Origin of the sequence: Aminobacter aganoensis, assembly GCF_014206975.1 — a bacterium.
GTDB classification, from domain to species: domain Bacteria; phylum Pseudomonadota; class Alphaproteobacteria; order Rhizobiales; family Rhizobiaceae; genus Aminobacter; species Aminobacter aganoensis.
Genome location: NZ_JACHOU010000003.1, coordinates 69,462 through 84,151, shown reverse-complemented (window position 1 = coordinate 84,151; position 14,690 = coordinate 69,462). Strand labels below are relative to the sequence as shown.

The following is a 14,690-nucleotide window of genomic DNA, read 5'->3' as shown; positions in this document are numbered from 1 at the left end:
AATAAGATGAGCGCATGGCAGGCCACAACCCTGGCGGGTTTCCGCCGACCTGAAGCATTCGGGCAACACTATGGCCTCGAGTCCGGCCGCGCCGCGGGACAGGGACCTTTCACAAGCAGACGGATGGCCGGCGTCTAGTTGCCCATGATGACGTCGAGAATAGAGGTCTCGCGGCGCTGGACGGGACCGCCGACGTCGGCGGGCGGCACCGGGCGGCGGATCGACGCCGTCGGCTCCTGCGCCATGCCGCCGGCGTCGCCGACCTGCTGACGGACCGGTTGGGGTGCTGCCGGGAAGGTGTTCTCGTCGAATGGCTGGTCCTCGACGGCGACAGCGGGGGCCGCGGGCTGCGGCGTCCAGGAGCCCGGCAAGGCGGCCACCGGAACGCCTTCGTGCGCGGCGACCATGAACTCATGCCAGGCCAGCGCCGGCAGCGCGCCGCCGGTGACCTTCTTCATCGGCTTGCCGTCGTCGTTGCCGAACCACACGCCGGTGGTCAGATTGGCGGTATAGCCGACGAACCAGGCGTCGCGCGAATTCTGGCTGGTGCCGGTCTTGCCCGCCGCCGGCCATGCGAAGGCTGCCTTCTTTGCCGTGCCCTCCTCGACCGCGCCCGTCATCATCGCGTTCATCATGCCGACCACTTCGGGGCTGATGACGCGCGGGCCGCCGCCAGCCGTGTTCTCGTAGAGCACGTTGCCGTCGGTCGTGGTGACACGGCGGATCATGTGCACCTCAGGGCGGTAGCCGCCGTTGGCGAACGGCACATAGGCCGCCGTCAGCTCCAGCGGCGTGACCTCGGAGGTGCCGAGCGAGATCGAGACATTGGGCTGGAGGTCGGATTCGATGCCCATGCGATGCGCCGCCTCGACGACCGCGTTGGGGCCGACCTCCATCGCAAGCTGCGCCGCCACCGAATTCAGCGACTTCGCCAGCGCGGTCTTCAGCGTCACCCGGCCATAATACTTGCCGTTGTAGTTTTCCGGCGTCCACTTGCCGATCTTGATCGGCGCGTCGTTGCGCATGCTGTCGGGCGTGCGCCCCTGTTCCAGGGCCGCCATGTAGACGAACGGCTTGAAGGCCGATCCCGGCTGGCGGCGCGCCTCGGAGGCGCGGTCGAACTGGCTGGTCGAATAGTCGTAGCCGCCGACCATGGCGCGGACGGCGCCCGAATTGTCGATCGACACCAATGCGCCCTGGCTGACATTGAGCTTCTGTCCGCTCTCGTCGATCAGCCGGCGGATCGATTTCTCTGCAAGATCCTGCAAGGTCATGTCGACGGTGGTGTCGACGATGATGTCGAAGCGCACCTCGCCGATCAGGCCGGGCAGTTCCTCCATGACGCGGTCGGCGACGTAGTTTTCCGAACCGGTCCAGAACGAGGCGGCGCGCGTGGCCGGCGCGCTCATCGCCGTCTTCAGCTCCTTCTCGCCGATCATGCCTTCGCCGCGCATTGCCCCCAGAACGAGCTGGGCGCGGGCCTCCGCGGCCTTGGGATCGCGCGCCGGCGACAGGCGCGAGGGCGCCTTGAGCAGGCCGGCCAGGAGGGCTGCCTCGGACAAGGTGACATCGCGCGCGGACTTGCCGAAATAGCGCCGCGAGGCCGCTTCGACACCGTAGGATCCCGAGCCGAAATAGACCCGGTTGAGATACATTTCGAGGATCTGGTCCTTGGTGTGCTTCTGCTCCAGCCACAGCGCCAGCAGCACCTCCTGGACCTTGCGCTCGAGCGTGCGGTCGGGCTTGAGGAACAGGTTCTTGGCGAGCTGCTGGGTCAGCGTCGAGCCGCCCTGGGTGAAGCGGCCGTGCAGGACCCTGGTCGACAGCGCGCGCGCCAGGCCGATCGGATCGAAGCCGAAATGCGAATAAAAGCGGCGATCCTCGATCGCCATGACCGCCTGCGGAATGTAGGGCGACATCTCGTGCAGGCCGACGGCCTCGCCGCCGGTCATGCCGCGATTGGCGACAAGCCTGCCGTCGACGCCGATGATCTTGATGTTGGGCGAACGGTCGGGGATCGCCCAGGTCGTCGAACTCGGCATCTTGGCGCCGTAGTAGATGACGATGCCGGCAGCGGCGATGCCGCCCCAGATGGACAGCACGAAGCCCCAGTAGACCAGCCGGCCGAAGATGCCGAACATGCCGCGCCTGGGTTTTTTCGAGCGGCCGCGCGGCGTCGACCGTGCCTTGGACGATTTGCGCTTGGCCGGGGTCTTGCGGCGGCTGGGCACGACACGGTCCTCCTCGCGCACCGAAAAGACGTCGTCCTCCGGCTCATCGCGCGGTCCATCGAAGCGGGGTTCGATGCGTCTGTCGTTTCGGTTCGCCATACCTGTTTGTCCGGCCCCCATGCCAATGGCGTTCCGGTTGGACAGTAAATGCGGCGATTTAAGGGGGCGTTAAGTCAAGCCGGCTCGCGGCCTGTGGGCAAAGCGTGGCCAGGCGCCACGCGCAGGCAGCGCTCGACGCGGCAAAGCCGCCGTTCGTTCGAACGGCGGCGGCCACGGACGCAGGCGCGATCAACCCGGGATCGGATCGTTGGGACGCGGGTCGTTCGGCTTGTCGGGACGGTCCGGCCGGTCGCTGCTCTTGTAGCAAGGGCTCGACGGGTCGTTCTTGTTGCAGCAGTTGCTGCTCTCGAGATAACGAGGATCCTTCGGCTTCCATTCGCAGCGGCGGATTTCGGTCGACTGACAGGCAGTCACGGCGGAAGCCGCGACCATGGCCAGTATGATGTTGCGCAGTGCACTCATGGTTCTCTCCTTTGAAACAGATTTGTCCACCTCACGAAGCTTGGTCGGCTCGAGGGGAGAAAAGGTTCAAAGGGCGGTGGAGAAATTTTTCGCGCGCCTGAGGCCATCAGCCTTGGACGGGGGCAGGATCGCGGGTCGCCACAGGTTGCGGACGACGAAAAGGGGGCAAAGCGTCCGGCTTCGGGCAAGGCCCGGTCAGACACCTGGCAAGCGCGGGCTAACGGAGCGCGTTCAGGGACCGGTCGTCTTGTTGAGAGCGGCCGAGACCCGCTCGCGCAGCAACTCGGCCATGTCGGGGTTCATGTGGAGACGCACGCGGCCGCCGCGCGCGTCGACCAGCGTCACGGCAACGCCGTCGAGGCTGGACTCAGGTGCGGGCTCGACGCCTGCGACCATGAACTCGTGTTCTTTCCGATCGGGTTTTTCGGCCATGGTTCTTCTCCCGGCTGGCTATGCCGAGCATACGCTCATTCGTCGTCGTCGTCGCCACCGGGTGCCGCCCACGAATGCGGGACAATGCGTTTCTGGGTGTCGCTGTCGACATAGGCCCACCAGCCTTCGTCGCTTTCGTCCCACTGCCCGCCGGCCGCCTTCAGGCGGTCGAGCGACCGGTACTGGGCGACGGACTCGTTTTCCTGGCCGTCACGGTCGGTCCAGTAGACCGTGACCTTGGAACCGTCCGTCGGGGCGGTGGAGATCGGTGTCTTGGCGCTCATCGGGATCCCTCAGATTTGCTAACCAACGATAGCCGACCGCGCGGCCCGGTAAAGCCACGCGGCAGCAAAAGTCAGCGGCGGGTCAGCAGCGCCGCAAGCAGACCGAAGACCGCCACGCCAACAAGCGCCGTCGTCATCGGATTGTCCTGGGCTGTCTTCTGCGCCGCGCGGGCCTGCTTGCGCATGGCCGGCAGGGCGTCGGTGAAGCGGTCGTAGAAGCCGTCATAGAACTCGGACGCACTCTCGCGGCCTTCCGCCAATGCGCTTGCGCTGCGTTTGGACATCGCCTTCGTCAGCGACGAGACCTGCTTGGTCAGCTGGGCAACCTGCGCTTCGAGGTCGGACTGGATTTCTTCACGGGTCGTGGCCATTCGGATGCATCCTTTCACTGTGCACGACCCCGAAAATCGATCCCGATTTTTCGGAAAGGATCATGCACGATTTAAAAGTCTTGCAGCGTCCTTTGCGCGTCCCAAATGACGCGCTGCGCTGCAAGGTAACGCATCCCAAACGGCCAAACCTGTCCGTTCGTTCCCTCAAAGCAGGCTGCCGCAGCGTCAGCTATGGGCGAAAATGTCTTCCTCGTCCCAGCCCATCAGGTCGAGCTTGGCGCGGGTGGGCAGGAAGCGGAAGCAGGCCTCGGCCTCCCTGGTGCGGCCGTCACGCTCCAGCCTGCCGGCCAGCACGTCGCGCAGCCGGTGCAGGTAGAGCACGTCGGAAGCGGCGTATTCGAGCTGCTCGGGCGACAGCGTCTCGGCGGCCCAGTCGGACGACTGCTGCTGCTTCGACAGGCTGACGCCCAGCAGTTCGTTGCAGATGTCCTTGAGGCCGTGGCGATCGGTGTAGGTGCGGGTCAGGCGTGAGGCGATCTTGGTGCAGAACACCGGCTCGGTCACGACACCGAAGGCGTTGTAGAGCACGGCGATGTCGAAGCGGCCGAAATGGAACAGCTTCGTCACCTTGCGGTTCCTGAGCAGGCTCGTCAGGTTCGGCGCCTTCTTCTGCCCGGGCGCGATCTGGATGACGTCGGCGGTGCCGTCGCCGGGCGAGATCTGCACCACGCAGAGCCGGTCGCGATGCGGGTTCAGCCCCAGCGTCTCGGTGTCGATGGCGACCGCATCGACGTCGTAGTGCGTGAGGTCGGGCAGGTCGTGCTTGTGGAAGCGGATGGTCATCATTGTCTCCGATCGCGGCTTGGCTTCTCCCTTGCCGCGATCGGAAGAAAAATCAACAGAAAGTTGATCTTAGGCGGTCACGAACGGGTCAGCGCCTCGAGAATGCGGGCCCAGGAGCGCTGGCCCTTGTGGAACGAGTTCAGGTCGTACTTCTCGTTCGGCGAATGGATGCGGTCGTCGGCGAGCGCGAAACCGACCAGCAGCGACTCCATGCCGAGATAGGTCTGGAAGTCGCCGACGATCGGGATGGAGCCGCCCATGGCGATCATCACCGTCTGCTTCGACCACTCATCCGAGAGCGCGTCCTTGGCCTTGGCGAGGAACGGCGAGTCGTAGGACAGCTGGATCGCCGGCGAGCCGCCATGCTTCTCGAACTCGACGCTGCAATCGGCGGGAATGCGCGCGCTGACGAACTCGCGGAAGGCAGCGCGGAGCTTTTCTGGGTCCTGCTTGTGGACGAGGCGGAACGACACCTTGGCCGAAGCCTGGGATGCGATCACGGTCTTGAAGCCCTTGCCGGTGTAGCCGCCGATGATGCCGTTGAACTCGGCGGTCGGACGGGCCCAGACCAGTTCGAGCACCGAACGGCCCTTTTCGCCCGAGGGAATGGACAGGCCAACCTCGCCGAGGAACTTCTCGGCGGTCTCGCCGAGCGTCTCCCACGACTTCAGGATCTGCGAAGGCGTCTCCTCGACGCCGTCATAGAAGCCGGGAATGGTGACGCGGCCGGTTTCGTCGTGAATGTCGGCCAGCACCTTGGCCAGGATGCGCACCGGGTTGGCGGCGGCACCGCCATACTCGCCCGAATGCAGGTCGCGGTCGGCGGCGTGAACGGTTATCTCCTCGCCGACGAGACCGCGCAGCGCGATCGAGATGGCGGGCGTCTCGCGATCCCACATGCCGGTGTCGCAGACCATGGCGAAATCGGCCTTGAGTTCTTCCGCATTGGCATCGAGGAACGGCTTGAGCGACGGCGAACCCGACTCTTCCTCGCCCTCGAACAGGAGGGTGATCTTGCACGGCAGGCCGCCATGGACCTCCTTCCAGGCGCGGCAGGCCTCGACGAAGAGCATCAGCTGGCCCTTGTCGTCGGACGAACCGCGGCCGGTGATGACCTTGATGCCGCCTGCGATTTCCTTGATCTTGGGATCGAAGGGATCGTCTTCCCAGAGGTTCAGCGGATCGACCGGCTGGACGTCGTAGTGGCCGTAAAACAGCACGTGCGGCGAACCGGCAGGGCCGTCGTGATGAGCGACCACCATCGGGTGGCCCGGCGTGTCGCGGACGCTGGCGTCGAAGCCGATCGACTTGAGGTCGGCGACCAGCCATTCCGCGGCCTTGCGGCAATCCGACGAAAAGGCCGGGTCGGTGGAGATCGACTTGATGCGGAGCAGGCCGAACAGGCGCTCCAGGGACTGGTCGAGATTCTTGTCGAGACGGTCGAGGACCGGCGAGAGAGCGGACATTTGAGTGCCTTTCGATTCTTCTGCGGCGCAACCTAGTTGGCCAAAGGGAAAACGAAAAGCCGGCAGGATTGGGCCAACGGCCAAGGCTGCATGACGATCGCGGCAATGTCGGGATAAAAAAGTGCCGCCGTGGTGGAGGGGGGAGCCACGGCGGCACATTCTTCAAACGGTGCGGCAGCCCGGAGAGGGGGATGAGGCTGCCGCAGGGTCCGGATAGGCGGGGGACGGGCCTGAGACCGGACTTCGGCAAAAACTGCCGATGCCCATTATTTGTTCCTTTGAACATGGCGATTCAAGGGCACGAAGATTACACTTTTGTAACATGCGCGTGATCGGCCCTGCGCGCGCCATCGGCCCCTCCGACGCCACCGAGGTATTCATCGACCGGCAAGCCGCCGCTGCTGTGGGCACTGAAATCGATGTCATGGATAGCGAAGGAAAAGCTCTCCAGATCAATGTCGAAAAGGCAGGCCGCGACACCGGCGATACCCATGACTGGGTTGAATTCTTCCCCAACGTAAAGTACCCACTGGCAATCCTGGTCCCGACTTGAAGGATATCATCGCCCTGGGGCCTTGATTGCCGTTGCAACCGCAGCGAAGAATGGAAAAGCTTCGCCATGACCTGCCGCCGCCAACCGGCACCCGCGAGCGGCAAGGCAGGCCGCCCGTTCGGCAACGACGAGTATGCGGCGCGGGCAAAGGACTTGTCAGTAGACGGCGGCAGGACCAGCTTGACCATGGACAGCCGCGCTATGCCAAGCTACCCGTATCGCCATGAAAAAAGGCGATCATCTCTTTCTTGTCGACGGCTCCGGCTACATCTTCCGCGCCTATCACGCGCTGCCGCCGCTGACCCGCAAGTCCGACGGCCTTCCGGTCGGTGCCGTCTCAGGTTTCTGCAACATGTTGTGGAAGCTGATGCTGGACGCGCGCAACACCGAAGCTGGGGTCGTGCCGACCCATTTCGCCGTCATCTTCGACTATTCCTCGAAGACCTTCCGCAACGAGCTCTATCCCGAATACAAGGCCAACCGCTCGGCGCCGCCGGAAGACCTGATCCCGCAATTCGGCCTGATCCGGCAGGCGACCAAGGCTTTCGAGCTGCCCTGCATCGAGATGGAGGGTTTCGAGGCCGACGACCTGATCGCCACCTATGCCAGGCTTGCCTGCGAGGCGGGCGGTGACACCACCATCGTCTCCTCCGACAAGGACCTGATGCAACTCGTCGGTCCAAGCGTCACAATGTACGACCCGATGAAGGATCGCCAGATCAACATCCCCGAGGTCATCGAGAAGTGGGGCGTGCCGCCGGAAAAGATGATCGACCTGCAGGCGCTGACCGGCGACTCGGTCGACAACGTGCCCGGCGTGCCCGGCATCGGCCCGAAGACGGCAGCACAGCTGCTGGAGCAGTTCGGCGACCTCGACACGCTGCTCGCCCGCGCCTCCGAGATCAAGCAGGACAAGCGCCGCCAGTCGATCATCGACAACACCGAAAAGGCACGCATTTCGCGCGAGCTGGTGCGGCTCAAGGTCGACGTGCCGGTAGCCGATGGACTGGAAGACTTCGTGCTTCAGCCACCCAACGGGCCGAAGCTGATCGGCTTCCTCAAGACCATGGAATTCACCTCGCTGACGCGCCGCGTCGCCGAGGCCACCGGCACCGAGGCCGGCGAGATCGAGGCTGTGCCCGTCGCCGTGCAATGGGGCGCCGATGCGCATGGGCCCGATGTCGGCGCGGGTGCGGCACCAGCGGCGGCTCCTGCTGCGCGTGCGAACGGCGGCAACGCCGCTGCCGCAGCCTCGTCCGCCGCTGCCGAAAACGGCAACGTGGCCGACACCCCGACCGCCCTCGCAAACCGGCTGGCCGAAACGGCGGCGTCGCAGAAGTTCGACCATGCCGCCTATGCCACCATCCGCGACCTGGCGACCCTGACGCAGTGGATCGCCGAGGCAAGGGAGGCCGGCGTCGTTGCCTTCGACACCAAGACCACTTCGCTCGACCCCATGCAGGCCGAGCTGGTCGGCTTTTCGCTGGCAGTCGCGCCCGGCCGCGCCGCCTATGTGCCGCTGACCCACAAGAGCGGCCGCGGCGATCTTCTCGGCGGCGGGCTGGTCGAAAACCAGATTCCGGTGCGCGACGCGATCGCCGCCCTCAAGCCGCTGCTCGAAGACGCCTCGGTGCTCAAGGTCGCGCAGAACCTGAAATACGACCTCGTGGTCCTGGACCGGCACGGCATCGACCTCAGGTCGTTCGACGACACCATGCTGTTGTCCTACGTGCTCGACGGCGGCACCAGTGGCGGCCACGGTGCGGATTCCCTGTCGGAAAAATGGCTCGGCCACACGCCGATCCCGTTCAAGGAGATTGCCGGTTCGGGCAGGAATGTCGTCGGCCTGGACGAGGTCGATATCGACAGGGCCACCGCCTATGCCGGCGAGGATGCCGACGTGGCGCTGCGGCTGTGGCGCGTGCTCAAGCCGCGCCTCGCCGCCAAGGGCGTGGTCTCCGTCTACGAGCGGCTGGAACGGCCGCTGGTGCCGGTGCTGGCCCGCATGGAGCAGCGCGGCATCTCGGTCGACCGCCAGATTCTGTCGCGACTGTCGGGCGAACTGGCCCAGGGCGCGGCCCGTCTCGAGGACGAGATCAACGCCATCGCCGGCGAGCGCTTCAACATCGGCTCGCCCAAGCAGCTCGGCGACCTGCTGTTCGGCCGCATGGGCCTGCCCGGCGGCACCAAGACCAAGACCGGCCAGTGGTCGACCTCGGCCCAGGTGCTGGAAGACCTTGCCGCCGAAGGCCATGAACTGCCGCGCAAGATCGTCGACTGGCGCCAGCTGACCAAGCTGAAATCGACCTACACCGACGCCCTGCCCGGCTTCATCAATCCCGACACCAAGCGCGTCCACACCTCCTACGCGCTGGCCGCCACCACCACCGGCCGGCTGTCGTCGTCGGACCCGAACCTGCAGAACATCCCGATCCGCACCGCCGAAGGCCGCAAGATCCGCACCGCCTTCATCGCCGACAAGGGCAACAAGCTGATCTCGGCCGACTACAGCCAGATCGAGCTGCGCGTGCTCGCCCATGTCGCCGACATCGCCCAGCTCAAGCAGGCCTTCGCCGACGGCGTCGACATCCACGCCATGACGGCGTCCGAGATGTTCTCGGTGCCGGTGGAGGGCATGCCCTCGGAGATCCGCCGCAGGGCCAAGGCGATCAATTTCGGCATCATCTACGGCATCTCAGCCTTCGGCCTCGCCAACCAGCTGTCGATCCCGCGCGAGGAAGCCTCCGACTACATCCGGAAGTATTTCGAGCGCTTCCCCGGCATCCGCGCCTACATGGACGAAACCAAGGCGTTCTGCCGCGACAACGGCTATGTCGAGACCATCTTCGGCCGGCGCATCCACTATCCGGAAATCCGCTCGTCCAACCCGTCGGTGCGTGCCTTCAACGAACGCGCCTCGATCAACGCCCGCCTGCAGGGAACGGCCGCCGACATCATCCGCCGCGCCATGATCCGCATGGAGGACGCGCTTGCCACCGCCAAGCTGTCGGCGCGGATGCTGCTGCAGGTGCACGACGAACTGATCTTCGAGACGGTCGAGACCGAAGTCGAGGCGACGATCCCCGTCGTCCGCCATGTCATGGAAAACGCCGCCATGCCGGCGGTGTCGATGTCGGTGCCGCTGCGCGTCGACGCCCATGGCGCCCATAGCTGGGACGAGGCCCACTGAGATGGAGTTCGCGACGTCGCCGGATGCGTCGACGCTCGCCTCCTTCGCCCTGACATCGCTGATCATCGAGCTGACGCCGGGGCCGAACATGACCTACCTGGCGCTGGTGTCGGCCGGCGAAGGCCGGCGCGCCGGTTTCGCCACCGTGGCCGGCATCGCGCTCGGCCTCGCCGTCGTCGGCGTGGTGGCCGGGCTCGGCGTCACCGAGCTGATCCACACCTCCAACCTGCTCTACGAAGGCCTGCGCTGGAGCGGCGTGCTGTTCCTGCTCTACCTCGCCTATGAAGGCTGGCGAGGCCCTGGCGACGCGGCCGCCGAAAGCGGCGACCCGGGCCGGCGCTACTTCACGCGCGGGCTGGTGACCAACCTGCTCAATCCAAAGGCTGCGGTGTTCTATGTCGCGGTGCTGCCGACATTCATCGTCGCCGAACGGCCGGTGCTGGCGCAAACGCTGACGCTGACCGCCATCTATGTGGCGGTCGCCACCGTCATCCATTGCCTGATCGTGGTGCTGGCGAGCCAGCTGGAGCCCCTGCTCAACAACCCGAAGGTCGAAAAGGTCGCACGACAGGCGCTGTCGGCGCTTTTGGCGGCCGTGGCGATCTGGTTCGCGTTCTCGACGGCGCGCTGACCGTCAGGCGGCAATCGCGGCGCATTTGGCGCAAGTGCCGCGAAACTCGATGACCGCCTTCTTGGCGACGAAGCCGGTCGAGCCGACCCAATCGTCGAGCTGCTTGCCGACCAGTTCGTCGGACATCTCGATGACCTGGCCACAGGTGTCGCAGATGGCGAAAGCAGTCATGCGGTGGTTGTGATGGCTGTGGTCGTGCGGCTCGGAACAGGCGACGAAGGCGTTGAGGCTTTCGAGGCGGTGGACGAAGCCGTCCTTCACCAGCACCTCGAGCGCACGGTAGACCTGCAGCGGCGCGCGAAAACCATGCTCGCGCAACTGGTCGAGCAGCGTGTAGGCGCTGAGCGGGCCGCGTGCCGCTTCCAGTTTGTCCAGAACCATTCGCTGGTTCTTCGTCAGCGTAGCCCGCGCCGCCATCTTTCCGCTTTCACCTTCCTCGGCCGGGCCGATGCCCGGACGGAACAATCCATCGCCCCAAGATGGCGATTGGACACAGGTTTTGCTAGCGCGTCCCGCCGGCAAAGACAATGTTGGAGCACTTCGGGCAGATGTCGCACCTGTGGCGAACACCCTGACCAGACTTGAGCGCCCCGTACCCCCACCCCTAACCCCTCCCCACAAGGGGGAGGGGGATTGGCCGGCGGCGCCATACGCGAATCTCGAAAGACGACAGCCTTCAAAGGCTTTGAGTGGCGCAACGGTGCCGTTTCCCCTCCCCCTTGTGGGGAGGGGTAAGGGGTGGGGGTATCCTGACAAACGCAGCCGCGCCGAAGGACACGCCCCAGCCCCCCTACTTCTTCTGCCGCGCCGGGCCTTCGCGCTCGGCCGAGCGTGCCCAGAGGTTGATGTCGGCGTCGCGCGCATACTGGTCGATCTCGGCCAGCTCGGCATCGCTGAAGGCCAGGTTCCTGACCGCACCGACGCAATCCTCGACCTGCTCGGGACGGCTGGCCCCGATCAGCGCAGAGGTCACGCGGCCGCCGCGCAGCACCCAGGCCAGCGCCATCTGCGCCAGCGTCTGGCCGCGGCGCTCGGCGATGGCATTGAGCGCACGGATGTTGGCAAGCGTCTTGTCGCTGAGGAAAGCCTGCCGCAGCGACTTGCCCTGCGACGCACGGCTGCCTTCCGGCACGCCCTGGAGGTACTTGCCGGTCAGCATGCCCTGGGCCAGCGGCGAGAACACGATCGAGCCGATGCCGAGCCCGTCCAGCGCATCGAGCAGGCCGTCGTCCTCGACCCAGCGGTTGATCAGCGAATAGCTGGGCTGGTGGATCAGGCACGGCGTGCCGAGCCGCTTCAGGATGTCGGCAGCCTCGCGGGTGCGCTGGGCGTTGTAGGACGAGATGCCGGCATAGAGCGCCTTGCCAGAGCGCACGGCATGGTCGAGCGCGCCCATCGTCTCTTCGAGAGGCGTGTCAGGGTCGAAGCGGTGCGAGTAGAAGATGTCGACGTAGTCGAGGCCCATGCGCTTGAGGCTCTGATCGAGGCTCGCCAGCACATATTTGCGGCTGCCCCACTCGCCATACGGCCCGGGCCACATGTCGTAGCCGGCCTTGGTGGTGATGATCATCTCGTCGCGCAGGCCGGCGAAATCGGTGCGCAGGATCTCGCCGAAGGCGGTCTCGGCCGAACCGTGCGGCGGGCCGTAGTTGTTGGCGAGATCGAAATGGGTGATGCCGAGATCGAACGCCTTCTGGCAGATGGCGCGCTTGGTCTGGTGCGGCGTGTCCTCGCCGAAATTGTGCCACAGGCCAAGGGAGATCGCGGGCAATTTGAGGCCCGACCTGCCGACGCGGTTGTAGACCATGTTTTCGTAGCGGTTTGCGGCCGGCTGCCAGGTCATGATGCTGTCCTCGAAGAAGGGGAATCGGCGGATGACGCCGTCCCCTTCTCTTAGCCTATTTTGCCGATGCCAGCAGCCCCCTTGCTGCGGCGGGGCCGAGCCGCTCGGGCCGTTCGCAGGTGGTCTGCATGTCGACGAATTTCCTCGTCTCGCCCGATTTCAGGATTCCGGTCATGACGTCGATGACGTGGTTGGCGAGCTCCAGCGAGCAGCGGTGCGGCCTGCCCTGCAGGATCGCCAGCGCCATGTCGGCGAGGCCTGCTGTACGGTAATTGGCCATCATGCCTTCCGGATGCTTCTCGTTGGCTATCGAGAACGGGTGGTCCCACCTCGGCAGCGTCTTCACCGGCTTTTCACCCCTGGTGTAACGCAAGTCGCCGCCGAAGAAATTGGGGTCGGGCATGTGGATGGTGCCGGCCTCGCCATAGAGCTCCATCGGGGCATGGCCGCTGTGCCAGACGTCCCAGCTGGCATTGAAGGTGAAGACAGCGCCGGCGTCGAATTCCATCAGGGCCAGGATCGTCGTCGGCGTCGTCACCGGTATCCTTTCGCCGGCGCGCGGCTTCGACGAGATCGTCCGCTCCTTGGCCGGGATCGAGGCCAGTGCGGCGACACGCTTCACCGGACCGATGAGCTGCACCAGATTGGCGATGTAGTAGGGCCCGAGGTCGAGGATCGGGCCGCCGCCCGGCTGGAAGAAGAAATCCGGGTTGGGGTGCCACTGCTCCATGCCGTGGCTCATCACATGGCAGGTGCCTGACGTGATCTTGCCGAGCTTGCCGCTGTCGATCAGATGCCGCGCCAACTGGTGCGACCCGCCGAGGAAGGTGTCGGGCGCCGAGCCGATGCGGACGCCCTTCCTGTCGGCGCGCCTCTTGAGGTCGAGACCGTCCTTGATCGCCAGCACGAAGGGCTTTTCGGAATAGACGTGCTTACCGGCCTCGATGGCCAGCTTCGAGACCTCGTAATGCACGGCCGGAATGGTCAGGTTGACGATGATGTCGATGTCGGCTGACGCCAGCAGCCCCTCGACCGTCTCGGCGCGCAGCTTGAACTCCTTCGCCCGGCTGCGTGCGGCATCCATGTTGATGTCGGCGCAGGCGCGCATCTCGATGCCGCGGAACTGAGGTGCGTGCTGAAAATAGGTCTTCGAGATATTGCCGCAGCCGATCACCCCGACGCCAAGTTTCCGTGCCATGCGATGCTCCCCCTAGAAGGTCCTGGCAGCTTCGATCGACCGCTTTGCGAAGCGGTCGAAATCGGCTGGATTGTCGTGCTCCATGACGAAAAGGCGGGCCGGCGTACGGTTGCGCAGCGCGATCACCAATCCGGCCCAGTCGACGATGCCGTGACCGACGTCCGACCAGCCGTCCTCGCCGGCCGCCTCGCCCTGCTGCGCGATGTCCTTGACGTGGGCGGCGACGATGCGCGGGCCGAATTCCTCGATCCAGTGCAGCGGGTCAGAGCCGCCTCGAATCACCCAGGCGACGTCCATTTCCCAGCCGAGGTCGGGCGCCGCCTCCAGCAGGAGACGCTGCGGCACCGATCCGTCGTCGAGTGGCTGAAGCTCGAAGTCGTGGTTGTGCCAGGCAAAGTCGAAGCCTGCGTCCCTGGTTTTCGCGCCGATGGCGGCGAGACGCCTGCCGAAGGCGCGCCAGCCTTCGGCATCGGCCGGGCGGTCGGTGGGCTCGAGCCACGGACAGGCGATCAGCTCCATGCCGAGCGTCCCGGCGATGCCGGCGGCCCTGGCAAAATCCTGCTCCAGCAGGTTCATGTCGAAATGGCCGCTCGGCATGGCGAGGCCGCTCTCGTCGAGCAGGGCGCGGAAGGCCACGGCATCTCCGTAGACCGCGCCATAGCCCTCGACCTGGCGATAGCCGAGTGCAGCAAGGGTCTTCAGCACCTTGCTCCAGGGCTGGAAATTGCGGGCGCTGTAGAGTTGAAACGACCAGTCCATCTCATTCGTCCGGTTGGTTGCGCATGCGGTTCGTCCTGGCCGGCGCGACTCGAAACCGGCGGGCAAAAAGTGCCGAATCAGCTCGGCCGCGACAGGCGGCAGGCAAAAAGTTGCCGTTCCAGTCGCTGGAGACTTGCAACCTGTAACGTTACAGGTCTGAAGTGTAATTCAACTCGCGCGCCGACGCAATGGCCAGCGCGGCCAGCGAGGCGACTTTCTTCGGGTCCCGAACTAAAGCATCGTCGTTTCCGACGACAAGAACGCGGCCCGACTTGGGCATAACAGGCGATTTTCATTGTCAAATCGCCGAAGCATCCGGCGCGGGGTGTCGGCATCGCCAGGCACATCTGCCACCCGAACCTGAGCGCGCTTAACGTTCGGCACGGCCTCCGAGGGGATCGAGCTG

General features: G+C 65.3%; 14 protein-coding genes. 3 read left to right on the top strand and 11 right to left on the bottom strand.

Annotated elements, in window-relative coordinates:
• Nucleotides 1–134 precede the first annotated feature (134 nt).
• The 7 genes from GGR00_RS07985 to GGR00_RS07955 form a co-directional block, all read right to left on the bottom strand.
• A complete protein-coding gene (locus GGR00_RS07985; RefSeq protein ID WP_184699087.1) occupies nt 135–2,330 on the bottom strand; it encodes a transglycosylase domain-containing protein in 2,196 nt (731 codons plus the stop codon).
• A gap of 189 nt (nt 2,331–2,519) precedes the next feature.
• Nucleotides 2,520–2,753 carry a hypothetical protein gene (locus tag GGR00_RS07980; protein ID WP_055981271.1) on the bottom strand — a complete coding sequence of 78 codons (234 nt, stop codon included), beginning with the start codon at nt 2,751–2,753 and terminating at the stop codon, nt 2,520–2,522.
• Between the two features lie 231 nt (nt 2,754–2,984).
• The gene (locus GGR00_RS07975) at nt 2,985–3,185 is read right to left on the bottom strand and encodes a hypothetical protein (RefSeq protein WP_184699085.1); all 201 of its coding nucleotides are present in this window, start codon (nt 3,183–3,185) and stop codon (nt 2,985–2,987) included.
• Between the two features lie 35 nt (nt 3,186–3,220).
• On the bottom strand, nt 3,221–3,469 hold the full coding sequence (locus tag GGR00_RS07970) for a hypothetical protein (RefSeq protein WP_184699082.1): 249 nt from the start codon (nt 3,467–3,469) through the stop codon (nt 3,221–3,223).
• Nucleotides 3,470–3,540: 71 nt separating this feature from the next.
• The gene (locus GGR00_RS07965; RefSeq protein WP_184699080.1) at nt 3,541–3,840 is read right to left on the bottom strand and encodes a hypothetical protein; all 300 of its coding nucleotides are present in this window, start codon (nt 3,838–3,840) and stop codon (nt 3,541–3,543) included.
• 186 nt (nt 3,841–4,026) lie between these two features.
• Nucleotides 4,027–4,644, bottom strand: coding sequence for a ribonuclease D (locus GGR00_RS07960; RefSeq protein WP_055981695.1), 618 nt, complete (start codon nt 4,642–4,644; stop codon nt 4,027–4,029).
• A gap of 77 nt (nt 4,645–4,721) precedes the next feature.
• Entirely contained in the window at nt 4,722–6,110 is a 1,389-nt protein-coding gene (locus GGR00_RS07955) for a M20/M25/M40 family metallo-hydrolase (RefSeq protein WP_184699078.1), read from the bottom strand.
• Nucleotides 6,111–6,432: 322 nt separating this feature from the next.
• On the opposite strand from GGR00_RS07955, the gene GGR00_RS07950 reads away from it, so the two are divergent.
• The 3 genes from GGR00_RS07950 to GGR00_RS07940 all read left to right on the top strand — a co-directional run bounded on the left by GGR00_RS07950 (nt 6,433) and on the right by GGR00_RS07940 (nt 10,484).
• Entirely contained in the window at nt 6,433–6,663 is a 231-nt protein-coding gene (locus tag GGR00_RS07950) for a hypothetical protein (protein ID WP_184699076.1), read from the top strand.
• 223 nt (nt 6,664–6,886) lie between these two features.
• On the top strand, nt 6,887–9,853 hold the full coding sequence (gene polA, locus GGR00_RS07945; protein ID WP_184699074.1) for a DNA polymerase I: 2,967 nt from the start codon (nt 6,887–6,889) through the stop codon (nt 9,851–9,853).
• Between the two features lies 1 nt (nt 9,854).
• A complete protein-coding gene (locus GGR00_RS07940) occupies nt 9,855–10,484 on the top strand; it encodes a LysE family translocator (RefSeq protein WP_184699072.1) in 630 nt (209 codons plus the stop codon).
• A 3-nt stretch (nt 10,485–10,487) separates the two neighbouring features.
• Here GGR00_RS07940 and GGR00_RS07935 read toward each other — a convergent pair whose 3' ends face one another.
• The 4 genes from GGR00_RS07935 to GGR00_RS07920 all read right to left on the bottom strand — a co-directional run bounded on the left by GGR00_RS07935 (nt 10,488) and on the right by GGR00_RS07920 (nt 14,284).
• The gene (locus GGR00_RS07935; protein WP_055981692.1) at nt 10,488–10,901 is read right to left on the bottom strand and encodes a Fur family transcriptional regulator; all 414 of its coding nucleotides are present in this window, start codon (nt 10,899–10,901) and stop codon (nt 10,488–10,490) included.
• Nucleotides 10,902–11,274: 373 nt separating this feature from the next.
• Nucleotides 11,275–12,327, bottom strand: coding sequence for an L-glyceraldehyde 3-phosphate reductase (mgrA, locus tag GGR00_RS07930; RefSeq protein WP_184699070.1), 1,053 nt, complete (start codon nt 12,325–12,327; stop codon nt 11,275–11,277).
• 55 nt (nt 12,328–12,382) lie between these two features.
• The gene (locus tag GGR00_RS07925) at nt 12,383–13,525 is read right to left on the bottom strand and encodes a Gfo/Idh/MocA family protein (protein ID WP_184699069.1); all 1,143 of its coding nucleotides are present in this window, start codon (nt 13,523–13,525) and stop codon (nt 12,383–12,385) included.
• A gap of 12 nt (nt 13,526–13,537) precedes the next feature.
• Nucleotides 13,538–14,284 carry a sugar phosphate isomerase/epimerase family protein gene (locus tag GGR00_RS07920; protein WP_184699068.1) on the bottom strand — a complete coding sequence of 249 codons (747 nt, stop codon included), beginning with the start codon at nt 14,282–14,284 and terminating at the stop codon, nt 13,538–13,540.
• Between the last annotated feature and the right edge of the window lie 406 nt (nt 14,285–14,690).